This window comes from Pantoea sp. C1E2 (assembly GCF_056491465.1).
Genome location: NZ_JBSZHT010000004.1, coordinates 363,814 through 386,782, shown reverse-complemented (window position 1 = coordinate 386,782; position 22,969 = coordinate 363,814). Strand labels below are relative to the sequence as shown.

The window sequence follows — 22,969 nt, the reverse complement described above, 5'->3', positions numbered from 1 at the left end:
GCATAAGCTCTGCACATTTACAGCTATCACAGTTGCGCGGTAATTGCCCGCAGATGCTCCCGTAACACACTATGCAGCGCCCGGATCGCGGGAGAGAACTGCTTGCGATGTGGGCAGATTAAATGCAGGGGCGTGCTTTCGCCGGGAATCTCAGGCAGCACCCGTTCCAGGCGGCGCTGCTGAATATCCTCACAGACATCAATCCACGATTTATACGCGATGCCCATGCCATCAATAGCCCAACGGCGCGCCACTTCGGCGTCATCACACAGCAGGCGACTTTTCACCGTGATTTGTCGGCGCATACCTTCCTGCGGGAACGTCCACTTGTCATAGACGTGGCCGCCCATCACAAACGGCAGGCAGTGATGTTGCGCTAAATCTTCCAGTTGTTGCGGGCGACCGTGTTGATCGAGATAAGCTGGCGACGCCACCATGATGCGGCGATTGTCCTCGGCGAGCGGCAATGCCACGTAACTGCTGTCTTCAAGTTTGCCGTAACGAATGGCGATATCTACCGGATCGCGAAACACATCACTGATTTGATCGGATAACGATAAACGAACCGATAAGGCAGGGTGTTCACAGCAGAAGTCGGTGATCAGTGGCAAGAGGATATTGCGACCAATATCGGAAGGCATCGCGATTTTAAGCTCACCGCTCAGTGCGTCTTCGTGACTTTGCAGGCTATCGGCACCGGCGTGCATCAGAGCCAGCATCTCCTGCGCGTACGGCAGATACTTTTCCCCTTCGGCGGTCAAGCGCAGGCTACGTGTGGATCGCGCAAACAGGCGACGATCCAGTTCTCGCTCCAGTCGCTGAATGGCGGCGCTCACTTGGCCCGGCAGCAAATTTACTTCACGGGCCGCGCGGGAAAAGCTGCCCAGTGCTGCCGATCGCACGAATAGCGTGACATCTTCCAGTCGGATCATTTTCATACTCATCGTCAAAACGCGCAGGGATTTTCACTCTAAGAGTGAAAGTGTTGTTGTGCAATCGGCATTTTTCCTCAGCGTGCAGGCCGCTATGCTGAATCCAGCTGACCTAACACCCTGATGAATTGAGGAACTGCCTGATGAAAGCCATCGTTTATAGCCAAAACGGTTTACCGATTTCCGATGAAAATGCGTTGTACGAACTGGATGTCGCCAAACCGCAGCCGGGCGCACGCGATCTGCTGGTGAAGATTCACGCGATTGCCGTGAACCCGGTGGATACCAAAGTGCGTAACGGTGCGCCAACCGATAAACCGCGCATTCTGGGTTGGGATGCGGTCGGCGTGGTAGAAGCGGTGGGCGAAGACGTCACGCTGTTCCAGCCGGGCGATGAAGTGTTTTACGCCGGCGATATCACTCGCGCTGGCAGTTATGCCGAATATGGGCTGGTGGATGAACGCATTGCCGGACATAAACCCCGCACCCTGAATGATGCCGATGCTGCTGCGTTGCCGCTAACATCACTCACCGCCTGGGAACTGCTGTTTGACCGTCTTGAGGTGCAGGCAGAAGACAATGCGGCGTTATTGATTATTGGTGCAGGGGGCGGTGTGGGTTCGATCCTGACGCAGCTGGCGCGTAAGTTGACCAACCTCACGGTGATTGGTACCGCATCGCGCCCTGAAACCGCGGATTGGGTGCGTTCACTGGGTGCACATCATGTGGTTAATCACCAGCAGCCGTTAGGCGAACAGCTGGCGGCCATAGGCCATCCGCAGGTGCGCTATGTGGCTTCATTGACTCACACCGACAGCTATTACACCCAGCTTATCGATGTGCTTGCTCCACAGGGCAAGCTGGCACTGATCGACGATCCTGAAACGCTGGATGTGGTGCCGCTGAAACGTAAGGCTATCTCGCTGCACTGGGAGCTGATGTTTACCCGTTCACTGTTCCAGACCCGCGATATGCAGCGTCAGCACGACATATTAGAACGCGTGAGTCAGCTGATTGATGACCAGACGCTGCAAACCACGGCGGGCGAACATCACGGCACTATCAATGCGGCCAATCTGCGCAAAGCCCATGCGCTGATCGAAAGCGTTCGCGCCCGCGGCAAAATCGTGCTCAGTGGCTTTTAACCCTTTGAAACACAATTCGTTAACCGCCATGTAAGCGCGGCGGTTAAGGTAACGGCACTTTTAAAATAATCGATTCAGGAGATTGCCATGACACTTAATGACGCAGTGGCTCGTCGCCACACCGTTAAAGCCTTCGCCAGTGGTAAAAGCTTGCCGCAGGAAGAGATCGAAACACTGCTGAACGTGCTGCGTAACAGCCCGTCATCCGTCAACTCTCAGCCGTGGCATTTTGTGGTGGCTTCCACGCCAGAGGGTCGTGAGCAGATCGCGCAATCCACTACTGGCGCGTTTGTTTATAACGGCCCGAAAGTGCTGAATGCTTCCCATGTGATCGCATTGTGCATGCGCACCGATCTGGATGACGCGCATCTGCAAAATGTACTGGCGCGGGAAGAGCAGGATGGTCGTTTTGCCAAACCAGAAGGCAAAGCCGGTCAGGATAAGAGTCGCCGTGGCTATGTTGATATGCACCGTTATGAGCAGCGTGATATCCCGCAGTGGATGGAAAAACAGGTTTACCTAGCGCTCGGTGGTCTGTTGTTAGGTGCCGCGATGTTAGGGATTGATGCGACGCCGATGGAAGGTTTTGATCAGCGTGCGCTGGATCAGGCGTTGGGCCTGCGTGAGAAAGGCTTTACCAGCGTGGTACTGGTGTCGCTGGGCTATCGCAGTGACGAAGATTTCAACGCGGCGTTACCAAAATCACGTTTGCCGCGTGAAGAGATTTTCACCTTTATATAAGCGGTTGCGGCGCAATTTTTTGCGTGGTTTTACCCCGCGCGATGAGTCGCGCCGCGACACGTTTTAACGCGGAAACAGCAAACTAAAGCGGTTCACTCCGTTCTCACTGCTTACCGCACAGCTGCCGTGATGCAAACGCATGATGCTGCGCACAATCGATAATCCCAGTCCGCTACTGCTTTGATGTCGCGATGCATCGGCGCGCCAGAAGCGATCAAACATGCGTGACTGCTGTTCAGCACTCAACGCCGCGCCTTGATTCTCCACCACCAACTCAATTCCCTGATCGTGCACCGCACTTAACACTCGAATGGTCGATTCACGCTCGCCATAGCGCAACGCATTCGCCATCAGATTCGCCAGTGCACGTTGCAGCAGCAGCGGATCGGCGCGTAATTCTCCCTGCATGCGCATCTCCAACTGCATGGCGTGCTCATCGGCCATGCCATCAAAATAGTCCTGCAATTTCTCGCCCAGTTGGGCCAAATCGATGGTTTGCCAATCCATCGCCTGGCTGGCGTCTTCTGCTTTGGCGAGGAACAGCATGTTATCGATCATCTTCGCCAGACGCTCCAGCTCCTCGTAGTTCGAGCCCAGCAACCCCTGATAATCGCCCACGCTGCGCGGCTGGCTCAACGCCACTTCGGTCTGACCGATTAAGGTGCCAATCGGCGTGCGCAGGTCGTGCGCCATATCGGCAGAAACCTGGCTGAGTTGTTGATAGCCCATTTCCAGGCGACTGAGCATCTGATTAAAGGCAGCGACCAGCGGTTGCAGTTCTGTCGGGGCATCGCTGAACTGGATACGATGCGATAAACGCCGCACGTCTATGGCATCAGTTTCCGCTGCCAGCCGGCGCAATGGCGATAAGGCGCGACGAATCAGCCAGATGCTGAGTGCCGCCACCAGCAGCGCTGCCAGTGCAGTCGATACAATAATCTCATCGCGATAGCTGTTCAGCGTTTGGGTACGATCGCTCATCAGGCGGCCGGTGATGATCTCAATTTGCCCATTACCATCACGCGTCGGCGCTAAGGCGGCAGCGGAGATAAAGGGCGTCCCATCCTGCGCCTGCTGATGATGCACAGAGGCCAGACTCAGTGGCTGATCTGCTGCCACCGGCGTGATGTCGGGCATCGGTCGTGCGCCGGGATTGACGACAATCAGCGGCGGCTGGCCGGGAAATCGCAGCACCAGCAAAGACTCCGTGTTGCCCAGCATATTGGCGAACAGACGTGGTTTCTGCTGGATCAGCGTGATGGCGTCTTCATCGCGCAGCAGCGTACGAATCTGATCGATGCGCGTCAGTAAAGCCGCGTCATCACGCACACCAATCTGTTTCGCCAGAGACTGATACAAGGCAAAGCCGCTCAGGGCAAAGATCACAATCACCGCGGTGCTGAGCAGTAGTGATAAGCGAGTGGCAAGCGAGAGTTTTTTCATGTTTCAGCTTCGCAGCGATATCCGACGCCGTGCACGGTATGAATCAGCGGCTGGGCAAAGGGGCCATCTATCTTCTGGCGCAGGCGTTTTACTGCCACGTCGACCACGTTGGTATCGCTATCAAAATTCATGTCCCACACGCGTGAGGCGATCACCGTGCGCGTCAGCACCTCGCCGGGATGCAGCATAAACAGATGCAGCAGGTTGAACTCTTTATTGGTGAGATCGATGCGTTGCCCCGCGCGCTCCACCCGACGTTTAAGGATATCGAGTTGCAGGTCGGCGAGGGTCAGCACATCGGGAAGTTTTTGCTGGCCGCCACGCCGCAACTGCGTACGAACGCGCGCCAGCAGTTCTGCGAACGAGAAGGGCTTCACCAGATAATCATCCGCGCCCAGTTCCAGCCCTTTGATGCGATCTTCCAACGTGCCCTTAGCCGTGAGGAAAATTACCGGTGTCTGGATCTGTTTATCCAACGCGGCCATCACCTCCCAGCCGCTCATGCCGGGCATCATTACGTCGAGTAAGATCAGATCGTAATGATGCTCCTGCGCATAGAACAAACCGTCTTGCCCGTTCCCGGCCACATCCACGATAAATCCCGCTTCGGTTAATCCTTTGCGCATGTAATCGCGCGCTTTGGCTTCATCTTCAATCACCAAAATTTTCATGCGCATCTCCGGGCGGGACAAGTGGATTAGGGCTGCGCCTGCTGAGCGGCCTGTTCAATCAGTTTCGCCACATCATCAGGATGAGATTCATACACCGAGTGGCTGGCGCCGGCGACTTCAACCGTATGGCTGTGCGCGCGTTTGGCGTACATCCGCTCCAGATCAGGGTTAATGATTTTGTCAGCTTTCGCCACCATGTACCAGCTAGGCTTGGTCTTCCACGCCGGGTCTGGAATGTTGGCGGTGAACACGGCGGCATTGGTTGGCATCTGCGCGTGGGCTTCGAAATCCGCCTGCCCAGCCGGTAAATCGGCGGCGAAATCGCTGTGGTAATTTTCTGGCGCAATGGTCAGATAGCCATCAGTCGATTTGGCAAACGGATGCGCGCTGTTCGGGAATTTCTTGCCATTAATCGCTTCGGTTTCGCCGTTATCCAGCGCGTGCGCCGCGATATACACCAGTCCCACCACTTTGTTGTCATTTCCCGCTTCGGTGATGATGGCGCCGCCATAGCTGTGACCGACCAGAATCACCGGTCCGTTCTGCTGATCGATGATGCGGCGTGTCGCCGTAACATCTTCCGGGAAACCAGTCAGCGGTTCCTGCACCAGCGTCACTTTATAGCCATCGTGCGTCAGGCGGTCATACACCGGACGCCAGCCTGCACCACCCACAAAAGCTCCGTGGACTAACACAATATTCTTCACCGGCTGCGCTTGGGCGTGTGCCGCGCCGCCAGCCATCGCCAATAAAATGCCTGCTGCAAAAGTCAGTTTTTTCATTTTCATGATCGTGCTCCAGATAAGGAAGGTTCGGGCACAGGATATGGAAACGGCGCTGACAGCAGGGTGAGCGAGTTATGACAAAAGAATGACAGGGGGCCGCGCGCTGATCGATCGCAGGATTTCGTGAACAGCCTCGCAAATTGAAGCGATGCCGTCTTGCTAAACAAATTGGCTTGTGTAATTTATGCCATAACTTCACAAATAATCGTGAAGAAGGAAAGTACATTACAACTCGCACTGAAGGATCCTTCCTCATGTCAGAATTAAAGTTTGCCACACGTTTGAACTCTTTCGCCTCCGGGGCGCACTTATACTGGCCAGATCTCCAGGGAAAACCTTCTGTATTACAGATGATTGCGCGCGCCGGTAAGGTAAATGGCCTGACGCATCTCGATCTAAACTATCCGCAGCACATGACCAGTGACATTCCCACCATGCGTCAGGCAATTGCCGATGCAGGCCTGGCGGTCAACGGCATGCAGATGCGCTGGGATGCTCCCCAATTCAAAATTGGCGCCTTTACTAACCCTGACGCCAAAATTCGTCGTGAAGCTATCGAACTGACCAAGCGCGGAATTGATGCGGGCCGCGAGTTTGGTTCACGCCTGATGACCTTGTGGATGGGCCAGGACGGTTTCGATTATTGCTTCCAGGCCGACTATAAAAAGATGTGGGAAGACGCCGTCAGCGCGGTGCGTGAAGTGGCTGAATATGCGCCGGAAATTGACGTCAGCATTGAATACAAACCGAATGAACCGCGCGCTTACAGCATCTTCCCAAATGCCACCACCTGCTTGCTGGCCGTGGAAGAAGCCGGATGCGCCAACCTCGGCATCACGCTGGATTTCGCCCACGTGCTGTTTGCCAATGAAGTGCCTGCGTTTGCCGCAGCCATGGTGGCCCGTCGTTCACGCTTGTTGGGACTGGACCTGAATGATGGCTGGGGCAAACGCGATGATGGCTTGATGGCGGGCTCAGTGAATCCGCGCGCCACGCTGGAGTTCCTGTGGCAGATGCAGCGCGATGGCTATCAGGGCGCTTATTACTTCGACACCTTCCCGGATGCCAGCGGCCTCGACCCGATCCGTGAAGCGGAAATCAATATTGTGACTGTGAAGCGTCTGCTGAAGTTGAGCGAAAAACTCAATAATAACCCAGCACTGGAAGAAGCGATTAGCCGTCAGGATGCGGTGGCCTCACAGCAGATTGTGAATGACATCATGCTTGCACAATAAGCAAGCGCATAACCCTGCACCTCAAATAAAACGATAAAAAGGCTACCACCATGAAAAAGCTCTTACTCTCTGTACTGACCTCCGCACTGCTGTGTTCCAGCGTGCACGCTGCTACTTTAGCGCCGCTGAAATCTGACTCCGAGCCTGACCGCACGGACTGGACGCAGCTGGAAAGCAAATACGGCCCGATGCCCAAAGTCGACAGCAAGCTGAAAATTGGCGGCGTGTCGAAAACGCTGACCAATGAGTACTGGCGTTCACTCGGCGAGGGTTATCAGAACGTGGCGAAGAAGTATGGTTTCACCGTCGCTTACCAGGCCGCCGCCAATGAAGATGATCAAATGGGCCAGTTGTCCATCGCGGAAACCCTGATTGCGCAGGGCTTTAATGGTTTACTGGTGTCACCTCAGACCGATATCAACCTTGAGCCAGCATTGGAAAGCGCCAGCAGCAAAGGCATTCCCGTGGTGAACGTCAACGATGCGGTGGTGCCAAGTGCCCAGTACTACGTCGGTAACGTGCAGAAAGACAACGGCGTGCGCGTCGCCAAATGGTTTATTCAGCACTATCCGCAGGGCGGCAAAGTGGCGGTGATTGAAGGCCAGCCGGGCGTGTACGCTGCGGGTCAGCGCACTGCCGGTTTTAAAGAGACGCTGCAGGCGAATGGCAAATTCAACATTGTCGCCAGCGTGCCGGCTAACTGGAGCCGCGAGCAGGCCTTTAACGCCGCATCGACCATTCTGCAGCAACATCCGGATCTGATTGGTTTCTACGCCAACAACGACACCATGGCGCTTGGCGTGGTGGAAGCGGTGCGTTCGCTGAATAAAGCCAAACAAACCGCAGTATTTGGTACCGATGGTATTTCTGACGCCTATGCTTCGATTAAGCGTGGTGAACTGACCGGCACAGTCGATAGCTTCCCGATTCTGACCGGAGAAGTGGCGATGGAAGTGATGCTGCGTCTGGTGAACGGTCAGAAACTGTCGCGCGTGATTGCCACGCCACAGGCGCTGATCACCAAAGAGAATGCGGATGCCTTCTCCACCAAAGACAACGACAAATTGCGCCAGTTGCTGGCACAGCAGTAATACAGGCGGAGAGCGTATGGAACAGTATCGCTTAATGATGCGCGGCATCAATAAAACCTACGGTAGCGCCATCGCGCTGCAGGATGTGGACTTTATGGTGCGGCCGGGCGAAGTGCACGCGCTGATCGGTGAGAATGGGGCTGGCAAATCCACGCTGCTGAACATTCTCTCTGGCGTGCGCCCGGCGGATAGCGGTGACATCCACGTTAACGGCGAGTCAGTGCAGATGAAAAATCCGCTCAGTGCGCGCCATGCGGGCATCGCGATGATTCATCAGGAGTTGCAGCATGTTCCTGAGCTCTCCGTCGCCCAGAATATGTTTCTGGGTCGCCCAATGACCACCCTCAACGGTTTGATTGTTGATAAACGCGCTCAGCTGGCACGCGCCACGCATATCCTGAAGCAGCTTGATCCCAGCATTAATCCCGCTGAACCGATCAAGAACCTCAAGGTATCGCAACAGCAGATTGTGGAAATTGCGCGTGCACTGCTGGATGAGGCGAAAATCATCGCCATGGATGAACCGACATCCAGCCTGACGCCGCGTGAGTTTGAGCGTCTGGCGGAGCTGATCGCAGATTTGAAATCCACAGGTGTTTCATTGATTTATGTGTCGCACAAGATGAATGAAATCTTCCAGGTCTGCGATCGCGCCACCATCATGCGCGATGGTCGTCAGGTCGGGGTAGTGAATATCTGCGATGAGACTGAAGAGAGCATCGTCGCGAAAATGGTGGGGCGCAAAATCGATAAACAGGCACATCAATCCTGGGCCACCGATCGCGAAGTGCTAAAGGTTGAGAATGTGACGCGCGGTACGGAGATAAAACCGGCCAGTTTCAGCGTCTGCGCCGGGGAGGTGCTGGGCGTGGCGGGTCTGGTCGGCGCAGGCCGCACCGAATTGCTCAAACTGATTGCCGGTATCGATAAACGTAGCGCGGGTGAAGTGCGCGTGAATGGTCAGTCAGTACGCAATCACAACGTCAGCGCGGCGATTCGTGCAGGTATTGGTCTGGTGCCGGAAGATCGTAAGAAAGAGGGCATCATCAAAGCGCGTGCGGTGAAAGTGAACATGGCGCTGCCGTCGATGCGCAACTTCACGCTTGCGGGCGTTATTCGTAAAGTGAAACTGGACGCGGTGGCGCAACAGGTGATGTCCGACTTAAAACTGCGTCCGCTGAATATCGAAAAACCGATTGGCACCTTGAGTGGCGGTAATCAGCAGAAAGTGATTATTGGCCGCTGGGTAGCTGCGGATGCTGAAGTGTTTTTATTTGATGAGCCAACCCGGGGAATTGATATCGGGGCCAAAGCTGAAATATATAACCTGATTGAAAAACTGGCCCAGCAAGGTAAAGCGATTGTCGTGGTGTCGTCAGAAATGACCGAGATATTACGTGTATCCGACCGCGTCTTAGTGATGCGGGAAGGCAAAATTACGCGTGAATTAACCGGTGAAGATATTACCGAAGAGAACATCGCACGCTTTGCTATTAACGACATTAAAGAAGCTGTCTAAACCCGTCATACTTCAAGTTGCAGGTGCGTTGGCTGCATCTTGAATTATTTAGGGTTGAACACTCAATCTGCACTCTATATAGGCACAATTATGATGACGCAAACAAACACACAGCCAGCGGCTGAGCCGTCGGCGAAATTTAAACTCAATCTGCGCGATGCCGGTACCTTAATCGGGCTGTTAATTATCGTGGTGACATTTTCATTCCTGTCGCCGGTATTTTTTACCGTGCCAAACCTGCTGAATATTTTACAGCAATCTTCCATCAATGCGCTGATCGCACTGGGGATGACGCTGGTGATTATTTCCGGCGGTATTGATTTATCAGTTGGGCCGACCGCTGCACTCTCTGCGGTATTGGGCGCCACTCTGATGGTGTCAGGTGTGCCGGTTCCGGTGGCGATTCTGGCCACGCTGGGTATCGGTGCGTTATGCGGCGTATTCAGCGGGATGCTGGTGGCCTATGCAGGACTGCAACCGTTTATCGTCACGTTGGGTGGCCTTTCGCTGTTCCGCGCCATTGCGCTGATCTATACCGGCGGTAATCCGGTGTTTGGCATCCCGATGGAGTTTCGCAGCATAATTAACAGCGATGTGTTCGGTATTCCAACCCCGATCATCATTGTTGCAGTGATTGCGCTGGTGCTGTGGCTGGTGATGAATAAAACCCCGCTGGGCGAATATATTCTGGCGGTGGGCGGCAATGAGGAAGCGGCGCGCGTCGCGGGTGTACCGGTAAAGCGCACCAAAGTGACGGTGTTCATTATCTCTGGCACCTTAGCGTCACTGGCATCGCTGATTCTGATTGGGCGCTTAGGCGCAGCAGAACCGACTATCGGTAATTTGTGGGAGTTAGATGCGATTGCGGCCGCGGCGATTGGCGGTGCTTCACTGATGGGCGGCAAAGGCAGTATCGTCGGCACTATTATTGGCGCCATCATTCTCGGTGCACTACGTAATGGCTTGACTCTGCTGAATATTCAGGCCTTTTATCAATTGCTTGCCACAGGCCTAATCATTATCATAGCGATGTTGATTGACCGGGCGACAAGAGGCAGGTAATGAAGCAAGATCCGCGAGCCATTGGCGCTCAAATTCGTATGCGATTACCACAGCTGACGCCGCTGGAGCGGCGTGTTGCCGAAGCCATCATCGCCAGAACGGACATTAGTGAACAAACTTCGCTGCAAGAAATTGCCGAAGAGAATAATGTTTCCCAGGCGATGATTGTGAAAATTACTAAAAAGCTCAACTTCACAGGCTTTCGTAATTTTCGCACCGGACTGATTTATTATAATCAATCTGAAGTGGCAGGCTTGCACGCGGAAATTGAGCCGGACGACTCGTCGGAACAATTACTGGCCAAAGTATTCAGAACCTCGATTCAGGCAATTGAAGAGTCACTATCGATTCTGGATATTTCTGAGTTTAATCGTGCTGCCGATATTTTATTTAAAGCGCGCCATATCGATCTTTATGCGGTGGGCGGTTCAGCCACCGTGGCGCGGGATTTATCGCACAAGCTGCTGAAGATCGGGATTAAGTCCACGCCTTATGATGATGCACATATTATGCTGATGTCAGCGGCAGTGTTATCCGATGATGATGTGGTGATTGCTATCAGTCATTCGGGTGCAACGCGGGCAGTAAACGATCCCATTAAACTGGCAGCACGAAATGGTGCAAAGATTATTGCTATTACTAATTATGCCGAGTCGCCTATTGCGCGCAATGCGCATGTGGTATTGACATCAACCTCTCAGGGATCGCATCTGCTTGGGGAAAATGCGGCGGCACGTATCGCGCAATTAAATATTCTCGATGCGCTGTTTGTGGCAATCGCCAAAAAAGATTTAAAGCTGGCGGAAAAGAATCTGATGAAAACCCAGCGTGCGGTTCAGGATCTGCGGGACTTTTAGTCATGAACAAAATTATTGTCGCCGGTAGCCTGCATTACGACATTATGCTGGCGGCCCACCATCGTCCGGAAAAGGGCGAAACCGTGATGGGCAGCGGCTGTAGCTATAAATTTGGTGGTAAAGGCGGCAACCAGGCGGTGGCCGCTGCCCGCGCAGGTGCTGCGGTGCGTTTTATAGGCGCGGTAGGGGCTGATGCGCAGGGTGAATTCCTGCTCACAGCGCTGCGTAATGCCGGCGTTAATACTGATGCGGTGGCAGTTCTGCCGGATATGCCGTCGGGAATGAGCGTGGCGATCAGTGATGCCGAAGGCGATTACGGTGCCGTGGTGGTGTCCAACGCGAATCTCCATATCGATGTGGCTACGCTGCCTGACTCGCTGTGGCAGGATGCTGGCTTGCTGGTGTTGCAAAACGAAGTGCCCGCCAGCGTGAACTTGCAACTGGCGCAGCAGGCCCGGCAGAAGGGGATTGCGGTCTGTATCAATGCCGCACCGGCGCGCGAGATTGAATCCGCGCTCGCCACCTGCATAGATCTGCTGATCGTGAATGCAGTTGAAGCGCGCGATATGTGCCAAATCGAAGTGACGGATTTGGCCTCTGCAGAGCGAGCGGCACAAAAGCTGGCGGAAGATTTCGCGCAGGTGATTGTGACAGCGGGTGAGCACGGTCTGGCGGTGTGTCAGTCGGGTGAACCGGTGCAGAGTTTGCCCGCGATTCCGGTGAAGCTGATCAGCACTCACGGCGCAGGCGACTGTTTTGTCGGTGTACTGAGTCAGGCGCTGGTGTCCGGTTGCTTGCTGCCTGAGGCGGCGGACAAAGCGAATCAGGCTGCCGCAGAGCATGTTTCTCGTCCTGCCATCGCGTAACAACCCACCTCACATTTCCGGCATTAAGATTCTCTTACTGCCGGAGATAAAATCGCTTAACTCCTTCTGTTTAATAAGAATTCCCTCTGCGTCAAATCCATTTTTTTAGTGGTGGTAATGTTTCCGCCATGTTATTAACTCTCCATGCCGTCGTGAATTTACCTGCCTGCTGGAGCTAACAATGAAAAAGAGTTTGTCCTTCGCGTTACTGCTGTCACTTGGCGCCTTCAGCACCCTGTCGTTTGCTGAGCAGACGTTGCGCTTTGGTGTCGATCCGACCTTCCCCCCGTTTGAATCTAAAGCCAGCGATGGCTCGCTCAAAGGATTTGATATCGATTTGGGCAACGCCATTTGTGCCCAGGCAAAAGTAAAATGCCAGTGGGTGCAGATCGGCTTTGATGGCAGCATTCCGGCACTGCAGGCGAAGAAGTTTGATGCGATTCTGTCGGCGATGTCGATGACAGAAAAACGCCGTGAGCAGGTGGATTTCAGCAACATGCTGTATATCACCCCAAGTGCGCTATTGACGCCGAAGAGCAGCACCCTGACCGAAGATATCAGCACGCTGCGTGGTAAGAACATCGGCGTGGCGCAGGGCACCATTCAGGAAACCTACGCCAAAGCAAAATGGGCGACGCAGGGCGTGAATATTGTGTCTTACCCGAATCAGATGGAGATCTATCCTGACCTGGTCGCAGGACGTCTCGATGGCACACTGGCAAATGCGGTGTCAGCGGATCAGGGTTTCCTGAACACCCCGGAAGGCAAAGATTACGTCATCAAAGCAACGCTGGTGGATAAAGAGCTGCTGGGCAATGGCGTGGGAATCGGTCTGCGCAAAGGGGATATCGTGCATCTGAAGCTGATTAATGATGCGCTGGCCGAACTGCACAACAACGGCACTTACGATCAGTTAGCGAAGAAATATTTCAAGTTTAAGGTCTATCCGTAAGCGCCATTATTTACAGGAAACAGCATGTCTGAATTGCCGCATTACCCGTCCCAACGTGCCCGTTTCCTCGCGGCAGTCGAGCGCCAACACGGCGCTCTGACTTCTTATCCGCATCCGCTGTCGGGCCCACAAGGTGAAACGCTTTACACCGATGTCGCCGTAATTGGCGATCCCGCCGCCAGCAAACTGATGATGATCATCTCTGGCACGCACGGAGTGGAAGGCTATTATGGTTCGGACAGTCAGATTGAGTGGCTTAATCGCTTTAGTCTCACTGCCTTGCCCGATGACACCGCGATTGTGTTGCTGCACCTGTTGAATCCCTGGGGCGCGGCACATTTACGACGCGTCAACGAAGACAACATCGATCTTAACCGCAACTTCATCGACTTTACGCAGCCAGCCCCCGCCAACCCTGATTACCCGTCATGGCACGGCATCTACCATGGCGAGCGGACACAAGCTGATGAGCTATTAGCTGAAACCCTTAACGGCGCAGGTTGGCTGGCGGTGAAACGGGTGGTGGAAGCCGGGCAATACCAATTCGCGGACGGCTTCTTCTACGGTGGACAGCAGCCGAGCTGGTCTTATCGCACCATGCAAACCATCATCGCTGACCATTTGTCGCAGGCAAAAACCATCCTGAGCTTCGATCTGCATACGGGAGCCGGTGCCTGGGGCCATCCGATGTTGCTCTCGATTGCTGAACAACAATTCGCTGCGCATCAGTGGGGAAAATCTCTGTATGGCGAGTGGTTAACGTTACTGTTTACCGGTGCAGGCCGTGACAGTGTCACCGGAGTGACCGCGACCGCAACCGGCTATCTGTCGCAGTTCCTGCTGGAATCACTGCCGCAGACGCAGATCTTGCCGCTGGTGGTGGAGTGCGGAACGTATCCCGGCGAAGAGATGCATCGTCGCGTGCGTGAAGATCATTGGCTGCATCTGCAGGGTGAACCGGCCAGTGAATCAGGGCGCGCCTTAAAGCATGAGCTGGTGGAAGGTTTTTGGCCAGCAGACCGCGACTGGCGCGATCTGGTGGCTTTTCGTACCCAGCAGATTTTTGTGCGTGGCTGGCAGGGTTTGTTAAACGTCAATCATAACCGACCATAAAAGGTCATGCGCGCCGTTTCCGACAGGGCGATGCCGGGCTGCGTGTTGTACGCCAGCACCGCCAGCATACGCGTGACGTCACCTTCAGTTGGCGTCACACGGTGCATTGAGTTGCGACCACGGAACAGCACTAAGTCACCCGCTTCAATCGCCAATGCATCGACCGGTTGGCGTTGATCCAATACCGCCGCCACGCCGTCAAAATTCATCTCTCCCGCATCGGCATCGCGCAAATCCTTCACATACTGGAATACGCCGCCCGCGCGGGGTTTCTGCACCAGTAGGGTGATGGCAAAGGAGGAGTTATCGAAGTGCCAGCCGAGTTCCTGTCCATCGGGCGCGTAATGCAGGTTGATGGATGAAAGCGGGTCGGCGTAGGGATAGAGCGCGGTTTCGCCCAGCACGTCGCACAGAAAACTTTTAAACAGTTCGTCGTTATACAGTTGGCGCAGCGGCGATTCGGCGGCAATCACGTCGTCGGTAATACAGCCTTTGGTACTGATCACATCGCGATTGCGCGGATGATCAGCGTCGAACGCCTCGTCTTTTTTCATCAGATAGACGTTATGTTTGCTGAGGGTGTGATAGGCCAGATGGCGCTGAGCATTTCCTTCGGCAATGATGTTTTGCAACGCGTCGGGTTGTAAAAACTGACGCAGGACCAGCGCGCCATGCTGGTTGAGCTGTTCACGGCATTCACGTCGCCAGTCGGCGTCGGCCAGTGGATGCAAATCGAAACGAATCAGTGCAGTCATAGCAGCAGTTCTCATTGTGACAGGTGTGTAATGACTGTAACTCACTGATATGTTAGTGCGTAACGATATAAATTTAATGCCCTGCTAAGGAAACCTTAATGCCCGCACAGTCACCGCGTTTACCGAAAATCAGCGTTATCCAGTCATTTAAGGTGGCGGCGGAGTTGGGCAGTCTGGCAAAGGCCGCCGCGCAACTGGCGCTGACGCCTGCTGCGGTGAGCCAACAAATTCGCCAGCTAGAGGAACAGTTGGGCAGCGCGCTGTTTGTGCGTACGCAAAGTGGCGTAATGCTGACTGAAACCGGCAAAGAGTATCTGCGCTATGTGACGGAAGCCTTTGATATTCTGCATCTCGGGCAGCAAAACCTGCGTCATGTGGCGACGATGCCCAAGCTAACGCTTTATTCACTGCCCGCGCTGGCCTCGAAGTGGCTGCTGCCCCACATTGCGCAGTGGCGCGTTCACTGTCCTGATATTGATTTATCGCTGCACGGCACGCATGCACAGGTGGATTTCAATGCTACCCCAGCGGACTTTGTCATTTGCTTTGGTGAGGATCGCTATCCTCAGCTTGATAAGCAGCGGCTGTTTTTGGACGAAGTGGTGCCGGTGGCGAGTCCCGCGCTGCTCAAGCAATTTCCGCTGGAAAGCGTGTTGCAGCAGGCTCCGTTGATTCATCTCGACTGGGGTAACGAAGGGCGTTTTTTGCCCGACTGGCGCAGCTGGTATCAGGCGAAAGGGATGGCGGAACCTGCGCCACAACCCGCGTTAAGCTTCAATCTGACCTCTTTGGCGATAGATGCTGCTGTGGCAGGAGCGGGTTTGTTGTTGGGGCAGAAAAGACTGATTGCTGCTGAGCTGGCGCGAGGGGATTTGGTTATGGTTGATGTGTTAAGCTTGCCGTTAAGTAAACCCTATTTTCTTGCCTGGCCGCAGCGTTCGCGCAGCCAGCCGGGCAGCGAAGCGTTAATTAGCTGGCTCGGACAGCTGGCAATTTAACAAACTGTTAACTGACTCAGCATTGCGCATCGTGGATTGCACTATGCTTATCCGCTTTGTGCGACGGTTAGTAGACAGGGAGTTCGGTCAGTGACTTCAGATATGCATTTCTGGCTTACCACGTTGGTGATAGCCATCACCATTTTGCTATGGGCAAGCGCGCGATTGCCGGAATACCTTACCGCGCTGCTGTTTTTTGCCGCCGCCACGCTGCTGAACATCGCCCCCACCAGCACCATCTTCAGCGGATTTGCCTCTTCAGCCTTCTGGCTGGTATTGAGCGGTTTTGTGCTCGGCGCGGCGATCCGCAAAGTCGGGCTTGCACAACGCTGGGCTAACTATCTGGTGGTGCCTCTCAGTCAGAGCTGGCCGCGCATGGTCGTTGGCACCCTGGTGCTGACCTATCTGCTGGCATTGGTGATGCCTTCCAATATGGGGCGCATCGCTTTACTGATGCCTGTAGTACTGGCTATGGGGGAACGGGCCGGTATCAAGGCCGGGAGTCGCGGCAGTATTGGTCTGGCGCTGGCGGTGGGGTTTGGCACTTTCCAGCTCTCCGCCAGTATCTTACCGGCTAATGTGCCCAACTTGGTGCTCAGCGGCGCAGCCGAAAACGCCTATCAAATCCATCTTCAGTGGCTGCCCTGGTGGCTGCTGCATATGCCGGTGGTGGGGATCGGCAAGGGAATGATACTCGCTGCCGCTATTCTGTACCTGTTCCGCGCGCAACCTCAGCCCGTGCGCCATCGCGATCAACTTGAGCCACTCAGTCGCAGCGAATGGCGGTTGATGGGGCTGTTAGCCATTACCCTGTTGCTGTGGATGACCGACAGCCTGCACGGCTTACCTGCCGCATGGGTCGGGCTGGCGGCGGCGTGTATTTGTCTGCTGCCGCGCATTGGCTTTCTCTCGGGGGATGATTTCGCCAGCGGGGTTAATTTCCGCACCTGTATTTATATCGCGGGCATTCTTGGCGTGGCCACGGTGGTGGTGGATTCTGGGCTGGGTCGTCTGATCGCTAATCTACTTCTGAGCGTTCTGCCACTGCAGGATCATGCTTCGTTCGGCAATTTCGCGGTGCTTAACGCGCTGGCCTCACTGCTTAACTTTGTGCTGACCGCCAACGGCGTGCCGGCGATGGTGACGCCGATCGCGCAAGAGCTAGCCAATGCATCCGGCTTTTCATTGATGAGCGTGGTGATGATGCAGGTATTTGCCTATGCGACGCCGTTACTGCCTTATCAGGCCTCGCCAGTGGTAGTAGCGATGGGACTGGGCAACGTGCCTGCCAAAGCAGGACTGCAGCTGTGTGTGCTGGTATTTATCTTCAGCGTACTGCTGCTGTTACCACTGGATTATCTCTGGTTCAGGCTGCTAGGCTATGCCTGACTTTCCCTTACAACCCCTGCACTGAGATCGCCGTTATGTCAGCCAATAATGATTGGGTCGATTTTCGTCGCGATGACGAAACCGGTATCGAAAGCGTCAACGCGCATTTTCGCGGACACGCCTACGATCCGCACGATCACGATGAATTACTGGTGGGCGTGACGCAGCAGGGCTTACAGCGTTTTAATTGTCATCGTGCATTGCACACCAGCACGCCGGGCCGCGCCATTTTGATTGAGCCGGGCGCGGTGCATGACGGCCACGCGCCCAACGAAGAGGGTTTCACCTATACCATGCTCTATCTGCCGCAGCGTTGGGTGGCAGAGATGATGCAGCGACGCGGTCTGGGCGATGTCTCCAACATTGAAGGGGCGTTTCGCCACACGCTAAATGATGATGCGCTGTTGGCCAGTGCCATCCAGCAGGCGTGGTTTTCAGTGCATCACAGTGAAGGGCGGCTGGCACGCGATCAGAGCCTTGATCATCTGATGACGATGCTTTCCCGCCATCTTGAAACCAAACCCAATGCGCAAACAGGCGCAGCGATGCAACACATGCAGCTATTACGCGACTACCTGCACGATTTTATGGCGCAGGATGTCGGGCTGGATGAACTGTCACGTCTGGCGGGCATCGATCGTTTTAAGCTGACGCGCCAGTTTAAACAGGCGTTTGGCCAGTCACCGCATGCGTATCTGGTGCGCCTGAGATTGCGCAGCGCACGTGTGCTGCTGGCGCAGGGCATTGAGCCGGTGCAGGTTGCCGCGCAAGTCGGATTTGCCGATCAAAGTCACCTCGGGCGCTGGTTCCAGCGGGCCTATCGCATGACTCCCGCCTCTTATCAAAGGCAGTGCACAAACGTTCTATATGCCACCCCCGCAACTCTAAGATGATGGTGTTTTAGACCTCATCGGAGAGTAGTTGCAGATGTTTGATACCAAAATCGCCCTGATTGTTCGTGATGACTTAGCCACCTGGCAGCGCCTGAATGTAGTGGCCTTTCTCGCCACCGGCATTGCCTCTGCCGCACCTGACATGATGGGCGAACCCTACGTGGATGCGAAAGGGCGGCAATACGGCAATATGGCGGGCCAGCCGATGCTGGTGTTTGCCGGCGATGTGGCGGGATTACAGCGGGCACATCGCCAGGGTGTGGAGCGGGAATTGACGGTGATCCCGTATGTGGAGGCAATGTTCTCCACCGGACATGATGCCGCCAACCGCGAGGTGTTTATGGCCGAAGATGCCGACAACCTGAACCTGGTCGGCATCGCGATTCGTGGGCCAAAGAAAGCGGTGGATAAGGCGATTAAAGGGCTGTCTCTGCACGGATAAACGCGGTCGCCAACTGTGGCGACGCTTTTATTACTTTAGCGACTGCGCAGCTCGATGACTTCAGCCGCGCGCAACAGCAAATCTTCCCGACCACGCAGCGCCAGCAATTCGACACCAATCGGTAATCCCTCATCGCTCAAGCCAGCGGGAATCGAAATCGCTGGCGCGCCAGTCACCGCTGAAACCAGCGCATTGCTGCCTTCCTGCATCTCGCCGTGTTTGACTGGCGCGCGGCGCACCACCGGGTAAGCCAGCAGGTTTATGTTGTGCTGGTCGAACATCGCCACCAACTGCTGGTAAAGGTCATGTTGGCGCTGCTGCACCTGTGCATAACCCTCGCTATCAGTGCCCGGATGCACCGCACGCGTTTTAAATACGGTTTCGAGCTGAGGATGATAAAGCCCGGACGCAGCAATATCCGGCAGGGTATGGAACTGTGCCTGAGGTTTATCGGCTAAGTACTTCGCCAGCGCTTCAGCAAATTCATAGCCGATGATATTGGCATCCGCGGCTAACGCCTCTAACTCAGGCCAGCTCAGCGTTTCTGGCGTGAATCCGGCGACGGCGGCCTGTACCGACTGGTTAATCTCATCTTCATCGGCGGCGAATCCTTCCTGCCAGATGCCAACCCGCAACGCTTCTCCCTCAGTAGTAAATTTCTTGCCGCTGAGCACTTCGCTGGCAATGCGCAGGTCGGCCGCGCTGCGCACCAGCGGGCCGGGAATATCCTGCGTTGGTGATAGCGGCACAATACCGGCTGTGCTAAGCGCACCGCGCGTCATGCGTAAGCCAAACAGGCCATTAAACGCGGCGGGAATACGCACCGAACCGGCGGTGTCACTGCCGATAGCCAGTGGCACATAACCGGCGGCAACGGCAACTGCGGAGCCGCTGCTCGATCCGCCCGGAGAACGTCCTTCCCGCCAGGCATTGTGGGTGAAGCCCGTTAGCGAGGAGGCGCCGGTAATGCCCGCCGCCAGTTCATGCATCGCGGTTTTACCGATAAGAACCGCGCCCTGGTGGCGCAGTATGGTGACCAGCGGGGCATCGGTTTGGGCGATGACGTCACGCAACATCACCGAACCCGCGCTGGTGGGCCAGCCTCGTACTTCAATATTGTCTTTAATCAGCACCGGGATGCCGTCCAACTGACCCAACGCCTCACCACGTTGACGGCGTGTATCACTCAGTTCTGCTGCCGCACGCGCTTCATCCGCAAACAGCCAGGTGATGGCGTTGTAGCGCGGCTGGTCTGCCTCGCTTATGCGTTGCAGTGCATAGTCGGTCAGCTGGCGTGCAGTGACGTCACCGTGTTGGAGTGCCTGCCGTAAGTCGCTCAGCGACGCGGTGAGATAGTTAGCGTATTGCATCCGGTCAATCCTCAAGTGGACTCCATTGCCCATCAGGCGCAACACGGCCCAAAGAGCTGCTATGAAAATGGGAACTGAACCAGATTGCCTGATGTTGCTGGCACCAGTCTATAACGCGTTGACGTGATGCCGTGGCGAGCGGGAGATCTTCACAGAACAGCGAGTTCCAGTGCGGGTGCTGAAATTGCACTGGATGGTGCATCACATCGCCCGGGAAAATCGCATATTCACCCTGGCTTTCCAGCACAATCGACGCATGATCGATGCTGTGACCCGGCGTGGAAATATAGCGCAGCACGCCGGCAAACAGCGGGGAATCCTGCACTTCGATGGTCTGCAACTGGCCGCGCTCGATCAGTGGCAGAATACTGTCGCGATAAAGTTCCTGGCTGGCGGGATCGTCCTGACAGTGCTGCAATTCAATCGCTGAGCAGATATAACGCGCATTGGGGAACATCGGCTGCCACTGGCCGTCAACCCAGTGGGTGTTCCAGCCAACGTGATCGGTATGGATGTGCGTCATTAATATCAGCGTCACTTCCGCCGGGTTAACGCCCGACTGTGCCAGATTGTCGGCGTAAGGCGTATTCAGCTGATGAAATAAAGGTTTGTTATCGCGATGACGACCATTGCCGGTTGCGGTATCAATCAGGATGGTGTGCTCGGCGGTGCGCACCAGCCAACTGTGAATCGAGACCTCTGCAGGTTGTTCGGCAAAGGCGTTACTCATTTCGGTGCGATGTGCTTTAAACAATGCACCGAAAGGAAAGGTTGCGCGCTGTTCAGTGATTTTTTTAACCTGGCACTCGCCTACCTGAATGTTCATGCTGTGCTCCACTTGATAGAGGACGCGTTCAATAGCGTCCGTGACAGTAAGTTGAAAGTCACTATACTGAGGCGCTTAACATTATTTAAATCGATTAAAATCATGAACAGCATCAATGAAAATGATTTCTCACGTATCGATCTCAATCTGCTGGTTGTGTTGATGGTGATGTACGAGGTGCGCAGCGTTACGCAGGCCGCCAATCGCCTTTACCTCGGCCAGCCAGCGGTGAGTGCCGCCCTGAAAAGGCTGCGTGAGATGTTCGATGATGTGCTGTTTGTCCGCACGTCACAGGGCATGACGCCGACCCCGCGTGCTGAGAAATTAGTGCAGCAGTTCGCACCGCTAATACAGGATCTGCACCGGGTGATCTTCACGCCCGCTGCATTTGATCCCCAGCGTGATAACCGCAGTTTTCGCATCGGCATGAGTGATTGGCTGGAGCAGTGGCTGATGGCTGATTTGTTATCAGAACTGGCCAATGACGCGCCCGGCGTGGATATTCATGTCGTGGCCGCCGATCCCTGGCAGGCGATTCCGTTGATGGAGCAGCAGCAGGCGGATGTGGTGATCACCGTCGGGAATGAAATTAGCCGTGACTTAACCCGCGAGAAAATCGGTCCGGCGGGTTTCCGCACCTTATGGAGCGACAAACAAATCGCGCTGAAACGGCTGACGCTGGCGCAGTTTGTGCGTCATCAGCATGCGCTGGTGTCCTATCGCGCCGCCAGTGAAAGTGCCCTTGACCATGCTTTGCAGCGCCTGGGCCAATCCAGACGTGTTCGCTATGTCACGCCGCATTTTTCCAGCTTACCTTTGCTGCTACAGCAGATGCCGCTGTTCGCCACAGTACCTCAAGGGCTGGCGCCTGCGTGGTGCCAACGCTATGGCTTAAATGCTGCACCGGTGCCGGTTGAGATGCCGGATTATGAGCTGAGCTTGCTGTGGCATAACGCGCAGCAAGACGACCCGGCAAATCGCTGGCTGCGGGAAATTTTGCGCAGTCTGCTGCAGCGGAAGATATAGTCTGGCGTTCAGAATTCAGGCTTCAGGCTTCAGGCTTCAAGCTTCAAGCTTCAGACTTCAGACTTCAGACTTCAGACTTCAGACTTCAAACTTCAGACTTCAGCGTTCGGCGCATCCCTTTGACTTCACCACGGCACGACGCGGCCCAGGTAATCGAGGTAATGCAGCCCGGTTCGACCTGCGTAGGTCTCCATGGTGTTGAGCAGATTAGGAATACTTTCGTCGATGGTCAGGCGAGCTTCCGGCCCGCCCATATCGGTCTGCACCCAGCCCGGCGCCATTAACAGCAAGGTACGCGCATCCTGATGGCGTGCGGCAAAGCTGCGCATAAACATATTCAGCGCTGCTTTGCTGCCACGATACACCTCGTAGTTGCCGTTAGTGTTGTTGGTGATACTGCCCTGGCCGGATGACATCACTGCAATCGTGCCGCTGGCGCTGACCCGATCTTTAAAGGCCTCGATCACGCGCAACGGGCTGAGCGCATTGGTCACCATCACACGGGTGAACTCCTCGGTTGAAACGTCGGCAATGGTTTCCCGATCGTCATTTTTCACCCCCGCATTGACGAACAGCATGTCAAACTCCGTGTCTGCCAGGCGTTGATGCAGGGCGCGAACCTGCTCGGTTTCAGTAATATCCACCGTTTCCACCGTCAGCTGTTGCGGATAGCGCGCAGCCAGTTGCGTGAGTTTATCGATGGATTGCGCCCGTCCAGTCGCCACAACCTGATAGCCTCGTTGCAGCATGTTCTCTGCCAGTGCGAATCCCAACCCGCGTGATGCGCCAATCAATAATGTTTTCATCATGTGTTCCTCAGTTGAGTGGATGGGAAAAGTCTAGCGCGGAGTGAGGGGA

Annotated in this window: 23 protein-coding genes; 15 read left to right on the top strand and 8 right to left on the bottom strand. The window is 55.1% G+C overall.

Translation table 11 applies throughout. The features are described from left to right. Positions 1-26 precede the first annotated feature (26 nt). A complete protein-coding gene (locus ACXI0A_RS23315; protein WP_476146810.1) occupies positions 27-932 on the bottom strand; it encodes a LysR substrate-binding domain-containing protein in 906 nt (301 codons plus the stop codon). 143 nt (positions 933-1,075) lie between these two features. Here ACXI0A_RS23315 and ACXI0A_RS23310 point away from each other — a divergent pair, with 143 nt between their 5' ends. Continuing rightward, the gene (locus ACXI0A_RS23310; RefSeq protein ID WP_476146811.1) at positions 1,076-2,077 is read left to right on the top strand and encodes a zinc-binding alcohol dehydrogenase family protein; all 1,002 of its coding nucleotides are present in this window, start codon (positions 1,076-1,078) and stop codon (positions 2,075-2,077) included. Positions 2,078-2,164: 87 nt separating this feature from the next. Continuing rightward, entirely contained in the window at positions 2,165-2,818 is a 654-nt protein-coding gene (nfsB, locus tag ACXI0A_RS23305; RefSeq protein WP_476146813.1) for an oxygen-insensitive NAD(P)H nitroreductase, read from the top strand. Between the two features lie 63 nt (positions 2,819-2,881). Here the strand turns inward: nfsB and ACXI0A_RS23300 are convergent, their stop codons facing one another. From ACXI0A_RS23300 to ACXI0A_RS23290, 3 genes are read right to left on the bottom strand one after another with little or no spacing between them, the layout of a single operon-like run. Beyond that, a complete protein-coding gene (locus ACXI0A_RS23300; protein ID WP_476146814.1) occupies positions 2,882-4,261 on the bottom strand; it encodes a heavy metal sensor histidine kinase in 1,380 nt (459 codons plus the stop codon). Further along, entirely contained in the window at positions 4,258-4,932 is a 675-nt protein-coding gene (locus tag ACXI0A_RS23295; protein ID WP_476146815.1) for a heavy metal response regulator transcription factor, read from the bottom strand. The genes ACXI0A_RS23300 and ACXI0A_RS23295 overlap by 4 nt, the downstream gene beginning before the upstream one ends. Positions 4,933-4,958: 26 nt before the next feature. Then, positions 4,959-5,720, bottom strand: coding sequence for an alpha/beta fold hydrolase (locus tag ACXI0A_RS23290; protein ID WP_476146817.1), 762 nt, complete (start codon positions 5,718-5,720; stop codon positions 4,959-4,961). 251 nt (positions 5,721-5,971) lie between these two features. On the opposite strand from ACXI0A_RS23290, the gene ACXI0A_RS23285 reads away from it, so the two are divergent. The 8 genes from ACXI0A_RS23285 (at position 5,972) to ACXI0A_RS23250 (ending at position 14,412) form a co-directional block, all read left to right on the top strand. After that, positions 5,972-6,952, top strand: coding sequence for a TIM barrel protein (locus ACXI0A_RS23285; RefSeq protein ID WP_058960295.1), 981 nt, complete (start codon positions 5,972-5,974; stop codon positions 6,950-6,952). Between the two features lie 50 nt (positions 6,953-7,002). Next, positions 7,003-8,043 carry a sugar ABC transporter substrate-binding protein gene (locus tag ACXI0A_RS23280; protein WP_097118840.1) on the top strand — a complete coding sequence of 347 codons (1,041 nt, stop codon included), beginning with the start codon at positions 7,003-7,005 and terminating at the stop codon, positions 8,041-8,043. A 16-nt stretch (positions 8,044-8,059) separates the two neighbouring features. Beyond that, complete coding sequence (locus ACXI0A_RS23275; RefSeq protein WP_476146820.1) at positions 8,060-9,562, top strand: ATP-binding cassette domain-containing protein; 1,503 nt, start codon at positions 8,060-8,062, stop codon at positions 9,560-9,562. Between the two features lie 90 nt (positions 9,563-9,652). Next, entirely contained in the window at positions 9,653-10,624 is a 972-nt protein-coding gene (locus ACXI0A_RS23270) for an ABC transporter permease subunit (protein ID WP_476146821.1), read from the top strand. Next, a complete protein-coding gene (locus ACXI0A_RS23265; RefSeq protein WP_476146823.1) occupies positions 10,624-11,481 on the top strand; it encodes a MurR/RpiR family transcriptional regulator in 858 nt (285 codons plus the stop codon). The genes ACXI0A_RS23270 and ACXI0A_RS23265 overlap by 1 nt, the downstream gene beginning before the upstream one ends. Before the next feature lie 2 nt (positions 11,482-11,483). Then, the gene (locus ACXI0A_RS23260) at positions 11,484-12,347 is read left to right on the top strand and encodes a PfkB family carbohydrate kinase (protein WP_476146825.1); all 864 of its coding nucleotides are present in this window, start codon (positions 11,484-11,486) and stop codon (positions 12,345-12,347) included. Between the two features lie 181 nt (positions 12,348-12,528). Then, a complete protein-coding gene (locus tag ACXI0A_RS23255; RefSeq protein WP_476146827.1) occupies positions 12,529-13,299 on the top strand; it encodes a transporter substrate-binding domain-containing protein in 771 nt (256 codons plus the stop codon). Positions 13,300-13,323: 24 nt separating this feature from the next. Beyond that, positions 13,324-14,412, top strand: a complete 1,089-nt coding sequence (locus ACXI0A_RS23250) for a DUF2817 domain-containing protein (protein ID WP_476146829.1) — start codon at positions 13,324-13,326, stop codon at positions 14,410-14,412. Here ACXI0A_RS23250 and ACXI0A_RS23245 read toward each other — a convergent pair. Further along, positions 14,397-15,167, bottom strand: coding sequence for a HalD/BesD family halogenase (locus ACXI0A_RS23245; RefSeq protein ID WP_476146831.1), 771 nt, complete (start codon positions 15,165-15,167; stop codon positions 14,397-14,399). The two genes, ACXI0A_RS23250 and ACXI0A_RS23245, sit on opposite strands and share 16 nt — an antisense overlap. Before the next feature lie 98 nt (positions 15,168-15,265). Between ACXI0A_RS23245 and ACXI0A_RS23240 the strand changes: the two genes are divergently transcribed. From ACXI0A_RS23240 to ACXI0A_RS23225, 4 genes are all read left to right on the top strand, one after another. Beyond that, positions 15,266-16,165 carry a LysR substrate-binding domain-containing protein gene (locus ACXI0A_RS23240; RefSeq protein ID WP_476146833.1) on the top strand — a complete coding sequence of 300 codons (900 nt, stop codon included), beginning with the start codon at positions 15,266-15,268 and terminating at the stop codon, positions 16,163-16,165. A gap of 102 nt (positions 16,166-16,267) precedes the next feature. Beyond that, entirely contained in the window at positions 16,268-17,554 is a 1,287-nt protein-coding gene (locus ACXI0A_RS23235; protein WP_476147151.1) for an SLC13 family permease, read from the top strand. 35 nt (positions 17,555-17,589) lie between these two features. Next, positions 17,590-18,447: an AraC family transcriptional regulator gene (locus ACXI0A_RS23230; protein ID WP_224932613.1), complete on the top strand. Its 858-nt coding sequence runs from the start codon at positions 17,590-17,592 to the stop codon at positions 18,445-18,447. Between the two features lie 34 nt (positions 18,448-18,481). Continuing rightward, positions 18,482-18,889 carry a DUF2000 family protein gene (locus ACXI0A_RS23225; RefSeq protein WP_200574757.1) on the top strand — a complete coding sequence of 136 codons (408 nt, stop codon included), beginning with the start codon at positions 18,482-18,484 and terminating at the stop codon, positions 18,887-18,889. A gap of 35 nt (positions 18,890-18,924) precedes the next feature. Here the strand turns inward: ACXI0A_RS23225 and ACXI0A_RS23220 are convergent, their stop codons facing one another. After that, on the bottom strand, positions 18,925-20,259 hold the full coding sequence (locus ACXI0A_RS23220) for an amidase family protein (RefSeq protein ID WP_476146836.1): 1,335 nt from the start codon (positions 20,257-20,259) through the stop codon (positions 18,925-18,927). A 4-nt stretch (positions 20,260-20,263) separates the two neighbouring features. After that, positions 20,264-21,085 carry an MBL fold metallo-hydrolase gene (locus ACXI0A_RS23215; protein ID WP_476146838.1) on the bottom strand — a complete coding sequence of 274 codons (822 nt, stop codon included), beginning with the start codon at positions 21,083-21,085 and terminating at the stop codon, positions 20,264-20,266. A gap of 102 nt (positions 21,086-21,187) precedes the next feature. On the opposite strand from ACXI0A_RS23215, the gene ACXI0A_RS23210 reads away from it, so the two are divergent. After that, positions 21,188-22,111 carry a LysR substrate-binding domain-containing protein gene (locus ACXI0A_RS23210; protein ID WP_476146840.1) on the top strand — a complete coding sequence of 308 codons (924 nt, stop codon included), beginning with the start codon at positions 21,188-21,190 and terminating at the stop codon, positions 22,109-22,111. Between the two features lie 125 nt (positions 22,112-22,236). Here the strand turns inward: ACXI0A_RS23210 and ACXI0A_RS23205 are convergent, their stop codons facing one another. Next, a complete protein-coding gene (locus ACXI0A_RS23205) occupies positions 22,237-22,917 on the bottom strand; it encodes an SDR family NAD(P)-dependent oxidoreductase (protein ID WP_476147152.1) in 681 nt (226 codons plus the stop codon). Positions 22,918-22,969 lie beyond the last annotated feature (52 nt).